This window comes from Leucobacter manosquensis (genome assembly GCF_018304845.1).
Taxonomy (GTDB): domain Bacteria; phylum Actinomycetota; class Actinomycetes; order Actinomycetales; family Microbacteriaceae; genus Leucobacter; species Leucobacter alluvii.
In genome coordinates, this window is the sequence record NZ_JAFEVO010000001.1 from 1628056 (window position 1) to 1641887 (window position 13832).

Consider the following 13832-nt stretch of genomic DNA (forward strand, 5'->3'; position numbering starts at 1 on the left):
GCATGGCGACGAAACCGCTCAAGATCCAGGAGACCTCCATCCCAGGCCTGGTGCTGCTCGACCTGCCCGTGCACGGCGACAACCGCGGTTGGTTCAAGGAGAACTGGCAGCGCGAGAAGATGGTGGCGCTCGGGTTGCCCGACTTCGGCCCGGTGCAGAACAACATCTCCTTCAACGACGCGGCCGGCGCGACGCGCGGCATCCACGCCGAGCCTTGGGACAAGTACGTCTCGGTGGCCACGGGTCGCATTTTCGGCGCATGGGTCGACCTTCGGCAGGGCAACACCTTCGGGACGGTATTCACCGCCGAGCTCGGCCCCGACACCGCCATCTTCGTGCCCCGCGGCGTCGGCAACTCATACCAGACACTCGAAGACGACACTGCTTACGTGTACCTCGTCAACGCGCACTGGAGCGCCGAGGCGCAGAGCGAGTACACATTCTTGAATCTGGCCGACCCGACCGCGGCGATCCCGTGGCCGATACCGCTGGAGCAAGCAGAACGCTCGGGGAAGGATCTCGCGCACCCCGAGCTCCCCGATGTGGTGCCGATGGCGCCGAAGCGCACCCTCGTGCTCGGCGCGAACGGACAGCTGGGACGCGCACTGCGCGAGGTGATTCCCGACGCGGACTTCGCGGCACGGGATCGCATCGACCTCGCCGACCCCACTGCGTTCGACGGCGTGCGATGGGCCGACTACGACACGGTGATCAATGCTGCGGCGTACACGAAGGTCGACGAGGCGGAGACGGAATCGGGGCGCACCGACGCCTGGCGGGCGAACGTCGTGGGAGTGAGCCGCCTCGCGCGCGCGGCGACGGAGCACGGGCTCACCCTCGTGCACGTGTCGAGCGACTACGTCTTCGATGGCACGCACGAGAGCGCCTCGGAGCTCCAGCCGTTCTCGCCGCTCGGCGTATACGGGCAGACGAAGGCCGCCGGCGATGCGGTCGTGGCGACGGTGCCGCGCCACTACGTCGTGCGCACCAGTTGGGTCATCGGGGAGGGCGGCAATTTCGTGCGCACCATGCGCAGCCTCGCTGAGCGCGGCATCGATCCGAGCGTCGTAGACGATCAGATCGGACGCCTGAGCTTCACGCAAGACATCGCCGCGGGGATCGCGCACCTGCTCCGCACGCGACCCGACTACGGCACGTACAACCTCACGAACGCCGGGCCCTCAGTCTCGTGGGCTGACATCGCGCGACGCGTCTTCGAACTCGCGGGGCACGATCCGCACCGGGTCTCCGGCGTGAGCACCGCCGACTACTTCGCAGGGAAGGAAGCGGCGCCACGCCCGCTCCGCAGCACGCTCTCCCTCGACAAGATCACGGCGACCGGCTTCGCGCCGCGAGACGCCGAAACCGCGCTCGTCGCCTACCTCGCGAACGCGTAGGAGCCTCGCATCGCTCAAGTCGTGAGGTTTGATATCCTGGGAGGGATGACTTCCCACGGGCTCCCGCGAACCTTCACTCCGATGGAGTGGACGCTGTCGCACCCCGGCACCAACGGATACGTCTCCTCCTGGGGAGCGATGCTCTCGGGCACCACTCCCACATTCGTCGCAGCCTAGTACGGCGCGCGGTCGACGTGGTCTGCACCGCAGACCTCGACGTCGCGTTCTGCCGTTCAGAAACGGTCCAGACTGCGAACGAACCAACGGAGACGCTGTGGAATCCACGCCCCCAACACACGACCAGACCGTACCCCGCTACGGAACCTTCTCCGAAGCTCGCAGGATCACGACGATCCTGCGCAAGGAGACGGTCGGAGGCGTCCTGCTCGTCTGCGCAGCCGCCATCGCCATCATCTGGGCGAACTCGCCCGCCGCCGATTCCTACTTCGCCCTCCGCGATTGGGAGATCGGCTACGAGCCGTGGCACTTGCGGCTCAGCCTGGGCGCTTGGGCAGCAGACGGGCTGCTCGCCGTCTTCTTCTTCTTGGTCGGATTGGAGCTCAAGCGGGAATTCGTCGCCGGCGATCTCAAGCACTTCCGCACGGCGATGCTGCCGATCGCTGCCGCAATCGGCGGCGTCGTCGTTCCCGCCGGCATCTACGCGGCGATCGTCTGGCAGAACCCGGAACTCCGGGCCGGCTGGGCGATACCCACCGCGACCGACATCGCGTTCGCCGTGGCGGTGCTCGCGATCATCGGCTCGAAACTTCCGGCCGCACTGCGCATCTTCCTGCTGACGCTCGCGGTCGTCGATGATCTGCTCGCCATCAGCATCATCGCGATCTTCTACACCGACACGATCGCCGTCGCGCCGCTGCTCTTCGCGCTGCTCGCGATCGCCGTCTACGGAGTGATCGCGCAGATCTTCCGCGGGTTCTTCAGCACGCGGCCGTTCGCCGCGTGGGTCGTGCTGCTGCCCATCGGCGTCACCGCGTGGGCGCTCATGCACGCCTCCGGCATCCACGCGACGATCGCCGGGGTACTGCTCGGCTTCACCATTCCCGTGCTGCACGCGCGGAAGCACGAGCAGCGCTCCACCCCGGGTCTCGCCGAGGGCTTCGAGCATCGGTTCCGCCCGATCTCGGCGGGGTTCGCGGTGCCCGTCTTCGCGTTCTTCGCGGCGGGAGTCTCAATCGGCGGCTGGGACGGAGTGCGAGCAGCAGCCCTCAATCCCGTCACGTTCGGCATCGTCGCGGCCCTCGTGCTCGGAAAGCCCATCGGCATTCTCGTCACCACCTGGTTGGTGACGAAGGTCACGCGCACGGCGCTCGACCCAGCACTTCGTTGGATCGACATCGCGGGAGTCGGGCTCCTCGCCGGCATCGGCTTCACCGTGTCGCTGCTCGTCGCCGAGCTCAGCTTCGAGGCGGGTTCGGTCGCCCATGACACGGCCAAGGTGGCGATTCTCGCAGCGTCGGTCGTCGCCGCAGCACTCGCGGCCGTGCTCCTCGGCGTGCGCAACCGCCACTACGGGCGCGTGCAGCGCCGCGATCGGATCGATGCGGACCGCGACGGCGTGCCCGACGTGTATCAGGAGAGCGTTTAGAGCACGTCCGCGAGCTTGTTGTTGTACATGGTGAGGGCCGAACCGATCGCCATGTGCATGTCGAGGTACTGGTACGTGCCGAGTCGTCCGCCGAAGAGCACGCCGTTCTCGCCTTCAGTGAGCTGACGGTACTTGAGGAGGCGATCCCTGTCTTCCGGGGTGTTGACCGGGTAGTAGGGCTCGTCGTCGCGCGTCGCGAAGCGCGAGAACTCACGCATGATGACGGTCTTGTCGGTCGGGTATTCGCGCTCGGGGTGGAAGTGGCGGAACTCGTGGATCCTCGTGTACGGTACGTCCGCTCCCGCGTAGTTCATGACGCTGGTCCCCTGGAAGTCGCCGACGGGCAGCACCTCCTGCTCGAAGTCGAGCGTGCGCCACCCGAGCTCGCCTTCTGCGTAGTCGAAGTAGCGGTCGACCGGGCCGGTGTACACGACGGGAACGGTGCCGATGACGGCTCGCTTGTTCAGCGGCTGGCTCTCGTCGAAGAAGTCGGTGTTGAGGCGCACCTCGATGTTCGGGTGATCGGCCATGCGCTCGAGCCATGCCGTGTAGCCGTCCGTGGGGAGGCCCTCGTGCGTATCGTTGAAGTAGCGGTTGTCGTAGGTGTACCGCACGGGCAGACGGCTGATGATCTCGGCCGGCAGGTCGGTCGTCGGCGTCTGCCACTGCTTCGAGGTGTAGTCGCGGATGAACGCTTCGTAGAGCGGGCGCCCGATGAGCGAGATGCCCTTCTCCTCGAGATTCTGAGCCGACTTCGTGTCGAACTCCTCCGCCTGCTTGGCGATGACCTCGCGCGCCTGCTGCGGGCCGTACGCTGCGCGGAAGAACTGGTTGATGGTGCCGAGGTTGATCGGCAGCGGGTACACCTCGTCTTTGAAGTTCGAGTAGACCTTGTGCACGTAGTTCGTGAACGTGGTGAAGCGGTTGACGTACTCCCACACCGTCTCGTTCGAGGTGTGGAAGAGATGCGCGCCGTATCGGTGGACCTCGATGCCGGTCTCCGGCTCCGCCTCCGAGTAGGCGTTTCCGCCGATGTGCGAGCGGCGATCGATCACCACGACTCGCTTGCCGGCGCTCGCAGCGCGCTCGGCGATGGTGAGTCCGAAGAAACCTGATCCGACGACAAGAAGATCCATAGCAACGAGCATACCGGCGGCACGCGCCGACGTTCTGCACCCACCGCCGCGCCCACCGCAACGCGTGCGAGATGCGCGTAAACTTTCAGCGAGCGTCAGATGAACGGCGCAGAAATGAGCAGCACTCTCGGCCATGCCCTTCATAGCGACCCCGCGTGGACTGACCCTCCCCGACCTCTCCGAGGACGTGCGTTCCGTCGACGTCCACATCGGCGAACATCGGGTGTGGTCGATCGATCTTCGCGACCGTAACGAAGCCCCGACCAAGGCCCTCCCTTGGCCCCCCGCGCTCCACCCCCACCTCACCGGTTCCGCCGAAGTGGTGCTGCGGCGTTCGGGAGATGACGAGGTACTCGGCGCATCGCGCGTCGCCTTCACTGACGACCCGCACGAGACGCAGATCGTCGATGCGGAAGGCATTCCGCTGTCGATCAACAAGTGGGGCCGTCTCGGCAAGACACTCGGGACCGCGAACGCCGGAGTGCAGGAACGAATTCTCGACCGTACCGAGGAGATCATCGCGCACCTCACCGAGATGGGCTTGCGACCCTTTGTGGTGGGGGGCACGCTACTCGGCGGCGTGCGAGAGGGTGCGTTGCTCCCGCACGACGATGACGCCGACGTCGCGTACCTATCGCAACTCACGAATCCCGCCGACGTCGCGCGCGAGGGCTTCGCGGTCGGGCATCGCCTGCAGCAGCTCGGCTACGAGGTCGTGCGTCACAGCGCCACCCACATGCAGATCTACTTCCGAGGCGCATCAGGGTCGGTCGACCACTACGTCGACGTCTTCACCGCGTTCTTCACCGACGATGGCAACATCAATCAGCCGTTTCACGTGCGCGGGCCACTGCGCGAAGACCAGATGCTGCCGTTCACCACCGTGCAAATCGCCGGTCGGCCGTTTCCAGCCCCGGCAGACTCCGAAGCCTGGCTCGTCATCAACTACGACGAGAACTGGCGCACGCCGATTCCCGGCTACCACCTCGGAACACCCCGCAGCACGGCACGCCGTTTCCAGAGCTGGTTCGGTTCCTATCACTTCAAGCGCGATTTCTGGAACGAGTTCTACAAGGATGCCTTGGACAGCGCGGATGTCGGCGCGCCGAGCGACGACGAGGTTGACGATCAATGGCGCTCGGGCGCCGACTGGATTCTACGGCAGCGAGAATTGCTGAGCGCCCCGACCGTGCTCGACCTCGGGGCCGGAAGCGGTGCGCTCGCCGCACATCTGATGACTGCGACGGAGTCGAGGCGGACGCCTCGCGTCATCGCCACCGACTATTCGGCTGATGCGCTTGCCGTCGCGCGAGCACGGGCGTTGGCCGGCCCCCCTGACAGCAGCTTCGAGACCGCGCACCTGAACCTCTATCGAACTCTCTCGCTCGATATCTTCCGTCGGTTGAACATCGTCGGCCCGGTCGACATCGTCGCCAATCACCTGCTCGAGCAAGTGGGACACATTGCGCGCGCCAACACTCTGCGTCTCATCCGGATGTCGCTGCGCACGGGAGGCACCGCGATCGCCACCGTGTACCGGGAGCACGCTTCCGACGTCTCGTTCGATGATCCGACTACGTGGCATCTCAGCACCATCGACCTCGCCAGAGAAGCCCGACGCTACGGTCTCAACATTGAGACCGAGGCAATTCCCCCGATGCCGCACGAGCTGGACCGACAACCGTACGGGATCCGATTCACGCTCGGAGTACCGCCGCTCACTCGCAAGGAGATTTCGATGAAACAACAGATCAAACGTCTCGTCATGCGAGCCCGCCCGCGGGGGGCTCGCGCGCAGCTCGAAACGCTCACCGAACGGGTGCACCAGCTCGAGAATGAGCTTGATGAATACCGCCGCGACAGCCTCCGAGTCGCCGAGCTGCTCGACCTCGCCGAGCAGCGCCTCACGCCCCCGCCTGGCGACGGGAATCACGGCGACCACGAACTGCCCGAATCCAGTCACACACCGAAAGCAGAAGCATGACCGAATCCGAATCCGAAGTACATCCGGGCACCCACCCGATTCCTGTGGTCGGCGCAGCGCTCTCAGCGGATGCGGAGCGCGCGCGGGTCGCCGCGGTCATCGTGACGTTCAACCGCTTGCCGAAGCTTCCCCAGACGTTGGCGACCGTGGGGGCGCAGACCCACGAGTGCGACTGGATCGTCGTCGTGAACAACGCCTCGACGGACGGCACGAGAGAGTACCTCGACGGGCTGAACGACCACCGCCTCGTGGTGCTGCACCTCGACGAGAACCTCGGCGGCGCGGGCGGCTTCGAGCACGGCATGGCCCACGGCCTCAACCTCGGCGCGGATTACGTCTGGATCATGGACGACGACTGCTACCCCGATCCTGACGCGTTGGCCATACTGCTCGAACAGCGGGACGCGTCGTCCCGAGCGCTCGGCCGCGAAGTACCTTTCGCGTGCTCGCTCGTCAAGTACATCGACGGCTCACTCTGCGAGATGAACAATCCCATCACCACGTGGGACTGGCCGCGCGCCTACCTGACCGGTATGAAATCGCTGCTCATCGTCGAGTGCACGTTCGTCTCGGTGCTGGTGCCGCGCTGGGCCATCGAAGAGCAGGGCCTCCCCCTCGGCGAGTACTTCATCTGGTTCGACGACAAGGAGTACACGAAGCGACTCACCCACGCGTACGGGCCGGGGATCATCGCCCTCGACAGCGAAGTGGTGCACGACATGGGGGTGAACGCCGGCGTGAACTACCGCTTCATCGACGAGGGCAACGTCTGGAAATTCGAGAAGGGCGCACGCAACCAGGCCTCATACCGCCTGCACCGGGAGGGGCGGGTCTCGTATCTGTTGTACTACCGGCGGCTCTTCCTCGAGATGCGCGAAGGCGGCGTTGCGAAGCCCGTGCGCAAGCGGATCTTCCGCGCACTCAAGGCGGCTCGCGCGTTCGACCCGCAGCCGCGTTTTCCGAACGATCCGCGCTATCAGCGCTGAACGATCTGCGAACGAGAACGCCCCCGCGAATATGATCTACGGGGGCGTTCTGATGCAGAGGGGCGCTCAGGCCCCGATGACGATGCGCGGCACGCCGGTCCACTTCGTGGGATTCGTCGCGTTGCGTCCGTCTGCGAAGAGCTTGATCTCCGGGAAGTCGGCTGGGCCGAGCTCGAGGTAGTCGACGTGATCCGCCTGCAGGATCGCCACATCGACCGGATCTCCGATCGTGTGCGCGGTGAAACCGTAGCCCGCCAGTTCCTCGTCGGAGAACAGGGGGTCGTGCACGGTCACGATCGCTCCGCGCTTCGCGAGTTCTTCGACGGTCGGGAAGACGCCGGAGACCGCCGTCTCCTTCACGCCTCCGCGATACGCGGCTCCGAGCACGACCACGCGCTGACCCGACAGATCGCCGATCGTCTGCTCGACGCGATCGACCACGTACGCAGGCATCGTCGCGTTGTAGTTGCGCGCGGTGCGCACGATGTCGGCGTCGGGGTCGGTCGACAGGTACAGGCGCGGGTACACCGGAATGCAGTGCCCACCGACGGCAATGCCCGGCCGGTGAATGTGGCTGAACGGCTGCGAGTTACAGGCCTCGATCACTTTGTACACGTCGATGCCCGCGGTGTCGGCGAACCGAGCGAACTGATTCGCGAGGCCGATGTTCACGTCGCGGTAGGTCGTCTCGGCGAGCTTCGCCATCTCCGCCGCCTCGGCGGTGCCCATGTCCCAGACCCCGTTCGGGCGAGGCAGATCGGTGCGCTCGTCGAAGGTGAGCACCGACTCGTAGAACTCGATCGCCTTCTGCGTGCCGGCCTCGTTCAGGCCGCCGACAAGCTTAGGGTACTTCTTCAGGTCGGCGTAGACGCGACCGGTGAGCACGCGCTCGGGCGAGAATACGAGGTGGAAATCAGTGCCCTCAGAGAGGCCGGAGACCTCCTCGATGAGCGGCTTCCAACGGCTGCGCGTCGTGCCGACGGGAAGGGTTGTTTCGTAAGATACGAGAGTTCCGGGCGTCAGGTGATCGGCCAGGGAACGCGTCGCGGCGTCCATCCATTTGAAGTCGGGCTGCCAGGTCTCCTCGTCGACGAGCAACGGGACGACGAGCACAACCGCATCCGCCCCGGGAATGGCGTCAGCGTAGTCGCTCGTCGCACGGAGTGTGCCCGCAGGCACTTGCTCGGCGAGCTTCTCCGCAAGGCCGGCTTCACCCGGGAACGGTTCCTCCCCGCGGTTGATGCAATCGACCAACGCCTGGTTGACGTCGACTCCAACGACTTCGTGCCCCATCGAGGCGTACTGCGTGGCGAGCGGAAGCCCGATCTTACCGGTGGCGACAACTGCAATCTTCACACCTTCAGTCTAGCGCCAGCTATGGTTGGTGCGCGGTCTGCTCGACATGCCTGCGAACGTCGCTTCATAAGCCGCAGCATACGCCTCGATACGGCGGTTTTCGGAGAAGCGTTCCCGCGCTCGTAGCGTCGTTGCCCGCCGCAGGTCAGCGTTGTCCTGGGCAAGCAGCTCCTCGACAGCATCTGCGAGATCCGAGGGGTTTCGATGCGCCACTTTCGCGGCATCGAAGTCCTTGATCATAAACGTGTGGCCACCAGTTCCGGAAGTCACGACGGGCAGGCCGCACGCGAGCGCCTCCGCAAGGGCGATGCCAAAGGTCTCCCCGGCAGTGGGAAGCATGAAGACATGCGACGAGAGCAAGTGGTGTTCGAGCTCCGTGCGATCGACTTGGCCGACGAGCTGCACGCGAGCGGACAATCCGGTTTCCACAATTGCAGCTTCCACCTCCGCACGGTCGGCCCCTTGGCCGACCCAGCGGAGGTGGGCGTCGAAACCTCGGCGTACGAGTTCTGCCGTCGCCTGCACCGCGGCAATCGGGCCCTTGTGGGCCACCAGACCTCCAACCGAAATCAAGCGGAGGGAAGCTCCCGATGTGAACGGTTCGGACATGCATCCGCGCTCAGGCATTGGAACCGCATTCTCGATGATCAGAGGGACCGATCTGCACCAGGGGCGAATAGTGTCGGCGAGCGACTCGCTCACCGCTACGACAACATCTGGGCGACGCAATCGGCGGAACAGCAGTCGTTTCAACATAGCTTTCAGCCCGCCAAGCGGTTTTGTGAGCCCGGACCAATGCTCAGTATGCAGCCAGGGCACTCGGACACGCACCCCGGAGAATGGCACTAGGGCGGGGAAGGCCATAGTGTGAAGCAGTTCGGCACCTGCGAGCTCGTCGCGGATCGCTCTGCGCGCCCTCGCCCACGTGCGCGGCTCGGTGATCGAGAATGGCACTCGTCGCACATCCAGATCGGACCGCGACTCTTCCGTTTCAAGGAACCAGTCAGGTCGAATGAGGTGCAGCACTCGCACGTCATGCTTCGCAGCGATCATTTCGGCGTCTCTCAGGTTGAACACGCCGGATCCCGTGTGCATACGGGAGGGAAACCAGGGAGTGACGACCAGAACGCGCATACACCTACACTACGGCCCGTTCCACAGCCAAGCGGTGGTGCCGAGGCACATCGGCGAACTGGCGATGCCGACCAGTTCAGACGACGAGATCCGCCACCACCTGTTTGGCCCGGGCCTGCCACGTATGGTCGCGACGCACCGTGCGCACCCACTCCGTAACTGCCTCCAGTTCTTCCGGGCGCTCGACGAGGCGATCGAGTGTATCCGCGAACTCGTCGGCTCCGTATGCGACCGTCCAGCCCACACTCTGGTCGCGCACGAAGCGCCCCGAGTAGCTGCCCGCCGATGCGATGACCGGTTTCCCGTTGCCGAGATATTCGAAGAGTTTCACCGGGACGGCGAACGTCCAGTACACGATCGGTTCAACGGCGAGCAGACAGGCGTTCGCCTCGTCGTAGAGCTCGCGCAGCTCGTCTCCGCTGCGGTGCACGACTCGAATATTCGGAGCCATCAGGTCTCGATATTCGGACTCCCGCGCCTGCCACTCAGCCTCTCGAGTGCAGATGGTGAGCGATACACCTTTTCGTCCTGCGATCGCGCGCACACTCTCGTGCAGGCGATAGTTGTCGCTCAACCCGCCCACGTACAGCAAACGAAGGCTCGCGCGTGCACTTGACTCGGAAGAAGAATCGTCGGCGCCTTGCGTCTCAACGGTCGAATCCCGAATCTCACCGCCGGGCGGTAATTCACGGAAACGTGCGCGATCAATGATCGGCACCCACTCGCTCATCTCCATCGAGGGCACATAGACATCGATATTCGCCCGGCGGTAGCCGCGTAGATCACGGCGGTGCAACATGCGCATGAGCACATACATCGGCCACCACAAGACCTCCGTGTAGATCGGGAAGTTCCAGTAGATATCGCGGTAGAACAGCCCTACAGGTATCCCCGACTGTCGGCAAAACCGCAAGAAGCGAATGTCTCGACTCAAGCTCGTCGCTGAGGTGACTGGTTCACCAAGGCCCGTCGGGGCGGTAGCCGATTCCGAATAGACGAAGTCAACGCGCAGGCCACCTGCGATCAATCCACGAATGCGTTTGATTTGAGCCCGACGCTGAGGGTGACGCCCCGAGATCTCAAGAACGCGGTATCCAATCTCTTCGAAGGCTTGACGCATCTTGAGTGGCCGAATGCCACTTGCACTCTTCGCGTCGGGGTTGAGACGGTAGGCAACGTGAAAGATCATGAGAGGTTTCTCAGCCGTCATCGTTGTCGCGTCTCCTCTGCGATGTGCGAGATGGGTTCGAGCCAGCCGGCATTCTGGCGCTCAGCGGAAAGGGGCTCGGCGGCGGCGTCAGCGTTCCGCTTCCAACTCTGAATTCGTTCGACGTCCAGCGTCTCGATGGCTCGGACGAGTGATTCCTCTTCAAAGTCTGCAGTTACCACACCCAAGTCAAACTTCTCCACCAATTCCTTCATCGGCGGGGTCGGGCCGGTCAGAATGGCGAGACGAGCTTGCACGTAGTCAAAGAACTTGTTCGGCAACGACATTCTGATGTTCGTGGTCGTCGGCGGAAGGAACGGGAGCCCGACATCGTATTGGTTGAGCGTCGATACCAGATCCGCATGCGACACCGGAGGCAAGATACGTACGCGCTCACCCAGGTCACGAGCAAGATCCTGTAGCGACCGATAGTAGGCAGACCCGGTGCCGACCAGGTACAGGTCAATCGTGGCGCCCGTCGTGCTCCGGGCCACGGCCCTCATCATCCGTTCGAGACGGCGGTTTACCTGCGAGGCGCCCGAATGCACAAAGCGAATTGGTTGCTTCACCGACCCAGGCGCAAGCTCCTGGAACTCGGTCGCGTTGGTCACCACACCGCACCGGAGACCGAAATCGTCGGAGTAACGTTCCGCGAGCGATTCGTTGATCGTCGTCACGGAACGGGCCTGTGTCGCCCATTTCCGGAGTTGCCACGAGTAGAACGGGGCTCGCAACGCGGTCCACTCGGCGACGTCGTCATGACGCCCCGGCCAGAATTCATGCAGGTCGAGATGAATACGACGCGATTCGAACACCGCGAGTACGGCACCAGCGGTGTCGAGGTCGTTGGCGAGGACCGCATCGAATGTTGCGGACCGCAATAGACGTCGCGCCTGACGCGCCTGCGGGCTCACCCAGTAGGCGAAGCGATACAGGCGTGCGCGAAGCGCAATGCCCTGCAGCTGCTTGAGCTGCGTGCTCACGGCATCATCGATCTCAATGTGCGCCACATTCTCGTCCGGCTGCGGGCCGTACCCGCACGTCGTCACTTCGTAGTCAGGAGTGAATGCCCGGATCTGCTTCAACAACCGAGCATCAGCAACGATTCGTGAAAAGGAGACGATGAGAAGCGTCGGGCGCTGCGCATCGCTTCCACCGTCGCGAACACGCTTGGAAATGTTCATCCCTCTTGTAGCTGCCGAAGGGCGCGCGCCGGGCTGACGGTTCATAGCAGCCCCGCCAACTCAGCCTGCAAGCGAAACTCGGGCACCTGTGCAACGACTTCTTCGAAGGTGCCCCGTCCCAGAATGCTGCCTCTATCGAGATAACAGACTTGATCGTAATCGCGGACTGTGGCCAATCGATGTGCGACCGTGACAAACGTCACCTCGCCCTGCAATTCGCGCATCGACTCGGTAACTCGGTTCTCAGTGGCAGTGTCAAGGGAGCTGGTCGCTTCATCCATGACCATCACGAGCGGATCTGAGTACAACGCACGGGCGATTCCCAGTCGTTGCTGCTGGCCGCCCGAGATACTAGCGCCCCGTTCCCCGATGAGTTCTTCGATGCCTTTTCCTCGACGAGCAAGCTCGCCCAGGTGCGCTCGTTCCAGCGCTACTCGCACGCGCTCCGGGTCGTAGTCATTTTCCCAGGTGAGGGCGACGTTCTGGGCGATAGAAGCATCAAAGAGCGCGACTCGCTGCGGAACGTATCCGACCCGGGATCGCCATTGCTTCATCACATCGGTGATGGGAATGTCGTCGACAACGAGCTCACCCGAAGTCGGCACACTCAGTCCGAGCAGGATGTCGATGAGTGTCGACTTGCCCGCACCGGACGGGCCAACGATCGCGAGGCTTGACCCGAACGGCACCATCAACGACACACTGTCTAGTACGTTCGCCTCAGCAGCTGGGTAGCGGAAGCTCACGTTGCGCAATTCGATGGACCGTGCACGCGTCGGCAGCACCCCACGGTCCTGCGCCTGCGCAGACTCCGCCACTTCGCGATTCACTGCCGAGAGTTCACGGATCACGTCTTTGGCATACACCTCATTGGCGCCCGCGGTCGTGAAGGCGGACTGAACCGTTGTCATCGCCGGAATCATGCGGAATCCCGTTGCGGCGAAAAGCGCTACCGCTGTAAGGGCAGACGCCATGCCTCCCATGAGATAGGCGCTCCCACCTACCACCAGGAACCCACCGATCAGTGCGCTTTCGAATGCGTACTTCGGCACAATGCCCAAGAAGGAGATATTTGCGCGCGCACGGGTAGCTACCCGCCGGTTCTTCGAGATGACATCGCCGATCTCGTCGAGTTTCCCGCGGAGGGTCACCTCTTTGAGCGCGTCTACCATCTCGGTCATGATCGTGGCGACTCGGTAGGCGTACTTCCTGTTGTCCATGCCGGCTTGACGCGCGCGTCGGGAGATTACGAGGAGCATCAGCGCCGAGAACGCGGCTAGGTAGATGAGTGCAACGATGGCTGTTGACGGTTGCGCGATGACCAGCACGCTGAGGACCGAGACGAAGGTGAGCACGTTGCCAGGAACTTGCGAGAGCGGCAAGATGAAGCCGAGGTTCGCGTTCGCCATCGAGCTGTCCACGATACGCGTCACCTCCGCGGTACTGATTCGGGCTCGCTGCTCCCAGCTCGAGTGCGTGTAGGCCCGGAAGAGCTCGTTGCCGACCTGCAATTCGTAGCGCGCGAAGCGCCGGGTGGCAAACCAGTGCAGCACGATTGCGAGCGCGCTCTTCAAAAGGAACAACCCGAAGATGACGACGATGATCCACACCGTGGAATCGGGATCGATGCGACCGATGACGGGTAATGCAATCGGGTCTCCGCCCGCAATCGGGGTGACCACAGCTACAATCAGCGCAAGCGCGAGCGTGTCGAGGATCGAGAGCGCGCCCGTGACAATCGAATACCAGACATAGAACGGCTTGGCTCCGCGCGGGAGTACGTCGAAGAGCCCGACCAGCGTGCGCCATAACTGCTTCATCGATGTATCTCCTTCATCATTG

At 63.7% G+C, this 13832-nt stretch carries 11 protein-coding genes; 5 read left to right on the forward strand and 6 right to left on the reverse strand.

Annotated features, from left to right (window positions below; translation table 11 throughout):
* Positions 1–2: 2 nt before the first annotated feature.
* The 3 genes from JSQ98_RS07555 to nhaA all read left to right on the forward strand — a co-directional run bounded on the left by JSQ98_RS07555 (position 3) and on the right by nhaA (position 3003).
* Positions 3–1397, forward strand: coding sequence for a sugar nucleotide-binding protein (locus JSQ98_RS07555; protein WP_211649053.1), 1395 nt, complete (start codon positions 3–5; stop codon positions 1395–1397).
* Positions 1398–1442: 45 nt separating this feature from the next.
* On the forward strand, positions 1443–1574 hold the full coding sequence (locus JSQ98_RS15245; RefSeq protein ID WP_283242023.1) for a hypothetical protein: 132 nt from the start codon (positions 1443–1445) through the stop codon (positions 1572–1574).
* Positions 1575–1671: 97 nt separating this feature from the next.
* Positions 1672–3003: a Na+/H+ antiporter NhaA gene (nhaA, locus tag JSQ98_RS07560; protein ID WP_211649054.1), complete on the forward strand. Its 1332-nt coding sequence runs from the start codon at positions 1672–1674 to the stop codon at positions 3001–3003.
* Here the strand turns inward: nhaA and glf are convergent.
* Positions 3000–4139 carry a UDP-galactopyranose mutase gene (gene glf, locus JSQ98_RS07565; RefSeq protein ID WP_211649055.1) on the reverse strand — a complete coding sequence of 380 codons (1140 nt, stop codon included), beginning with the start codon at positions 4137–4139 and terminating at the stop codon, positions 3000–3002. The genes nhaA and glf overlap by 4 nt on opposite strands.
* A 133-nt stretch (positions 4140–4272) precedes the next feature.
* Between glf and JSQ98_RS07570 the strand changes: the two genes are divergently transcribed.
* Both JSQ98_RS07570 and JSQ98_RS07575 read left to right on the forward strand, forming a co-directional pair.
* The gene (locus JSQ98_RS07570; protein WP_211649056.1) at positions 4273–6123 is read left to right on the forward strand and encodes a LicD family protein; all 1851 of its coding nucleotides are present in this window, start codon (positions 4273–4275) and stop codon (positions 6121–6123) included.
* The gene (locus JSQ98_RS07575) at positions 6120–7109 is read left to right on the forward strand and encodes a glycosyltransferase family 2 protein (protein ID WP_211649058.1); all 990 of its coding nucleotides are present in this window, start codon (positions 6120–6122) and stop codon (positions 7107–7109) included. The genes JSQ98_RS07570 and JSQ98_RS07575 overlap by 4 nt, the downstream gene beginning before the upstream one ends.
* Positions 7110–7175: 66 nt before the next feature.
* Here JSQ98_RS07575 and JSQ98_RS07580 read toward each other — a convergent pair whose 3' ends face one another.
* From JSQ98_RS07580 to JSQ98_RS07600, 5 genes are all read right to left on the reverse strand, one after another.
* The gene (locus JSQ98_RS07580) at positions 7176–8465 is read right to left on the reverse strand and encodes a nucleotide sugar dehydrogenase (RefSeq protein WP_211649060.1); all 1290 of its coding nucleotides are present in this window, start codon (positions 8463–8465) and stop codon (positions 7176–7178) included.
* Between the two features lie 9 nt (positions 8466–8474).
* A complete protein-coding gene (locus JSQ98_RS07585) occupies positions 8475–9599 on the reverse strand; it encodes a glycosyltransferase family 4 protein (protein ID WP_211649061.1) in 1125 nt (374 codons plus the stop codon).
* Between the two features lie 76 nt (positions 9600–9675).
* Complete coding sequence (locus JSQ98_RS07590) at positions 9676–10809, reverse strand: glycosyltransferase family protein (RefSeq protein ID WP_211649062.1); 1134 nt, start codon at positions 10807–10809, stop codon at positions 9676–9678.
* Positions 10806–11990 (reverse strand): glycosyltransferase, encoded by a 1185-nt coding sequence (locus JSQ98_RS07595; protein ID WP_211649063.1) that lies wholly within the window; start codon positions 11988–11990, stop codon positions 10806–10808. Before JSQ98_RS07595 ends, JSQ98_RS07590 begins: the two co-directional genes overlap by 4 nt.
* 41 nt (positions 11991–12031) lie before the next feature.
* Positions 12032–13810, reverse strand: a complete 1779-nt coding sequence (locus JSQ98_RS07600) for an ABC transporter ATP-binding protein (RefSeq protein WP_211649064.1) — start codon at positions 13808–13810, stop codon at positions 12032–12034.
* Positions 13811–13832: the final 22 nt, after the last annotated feature.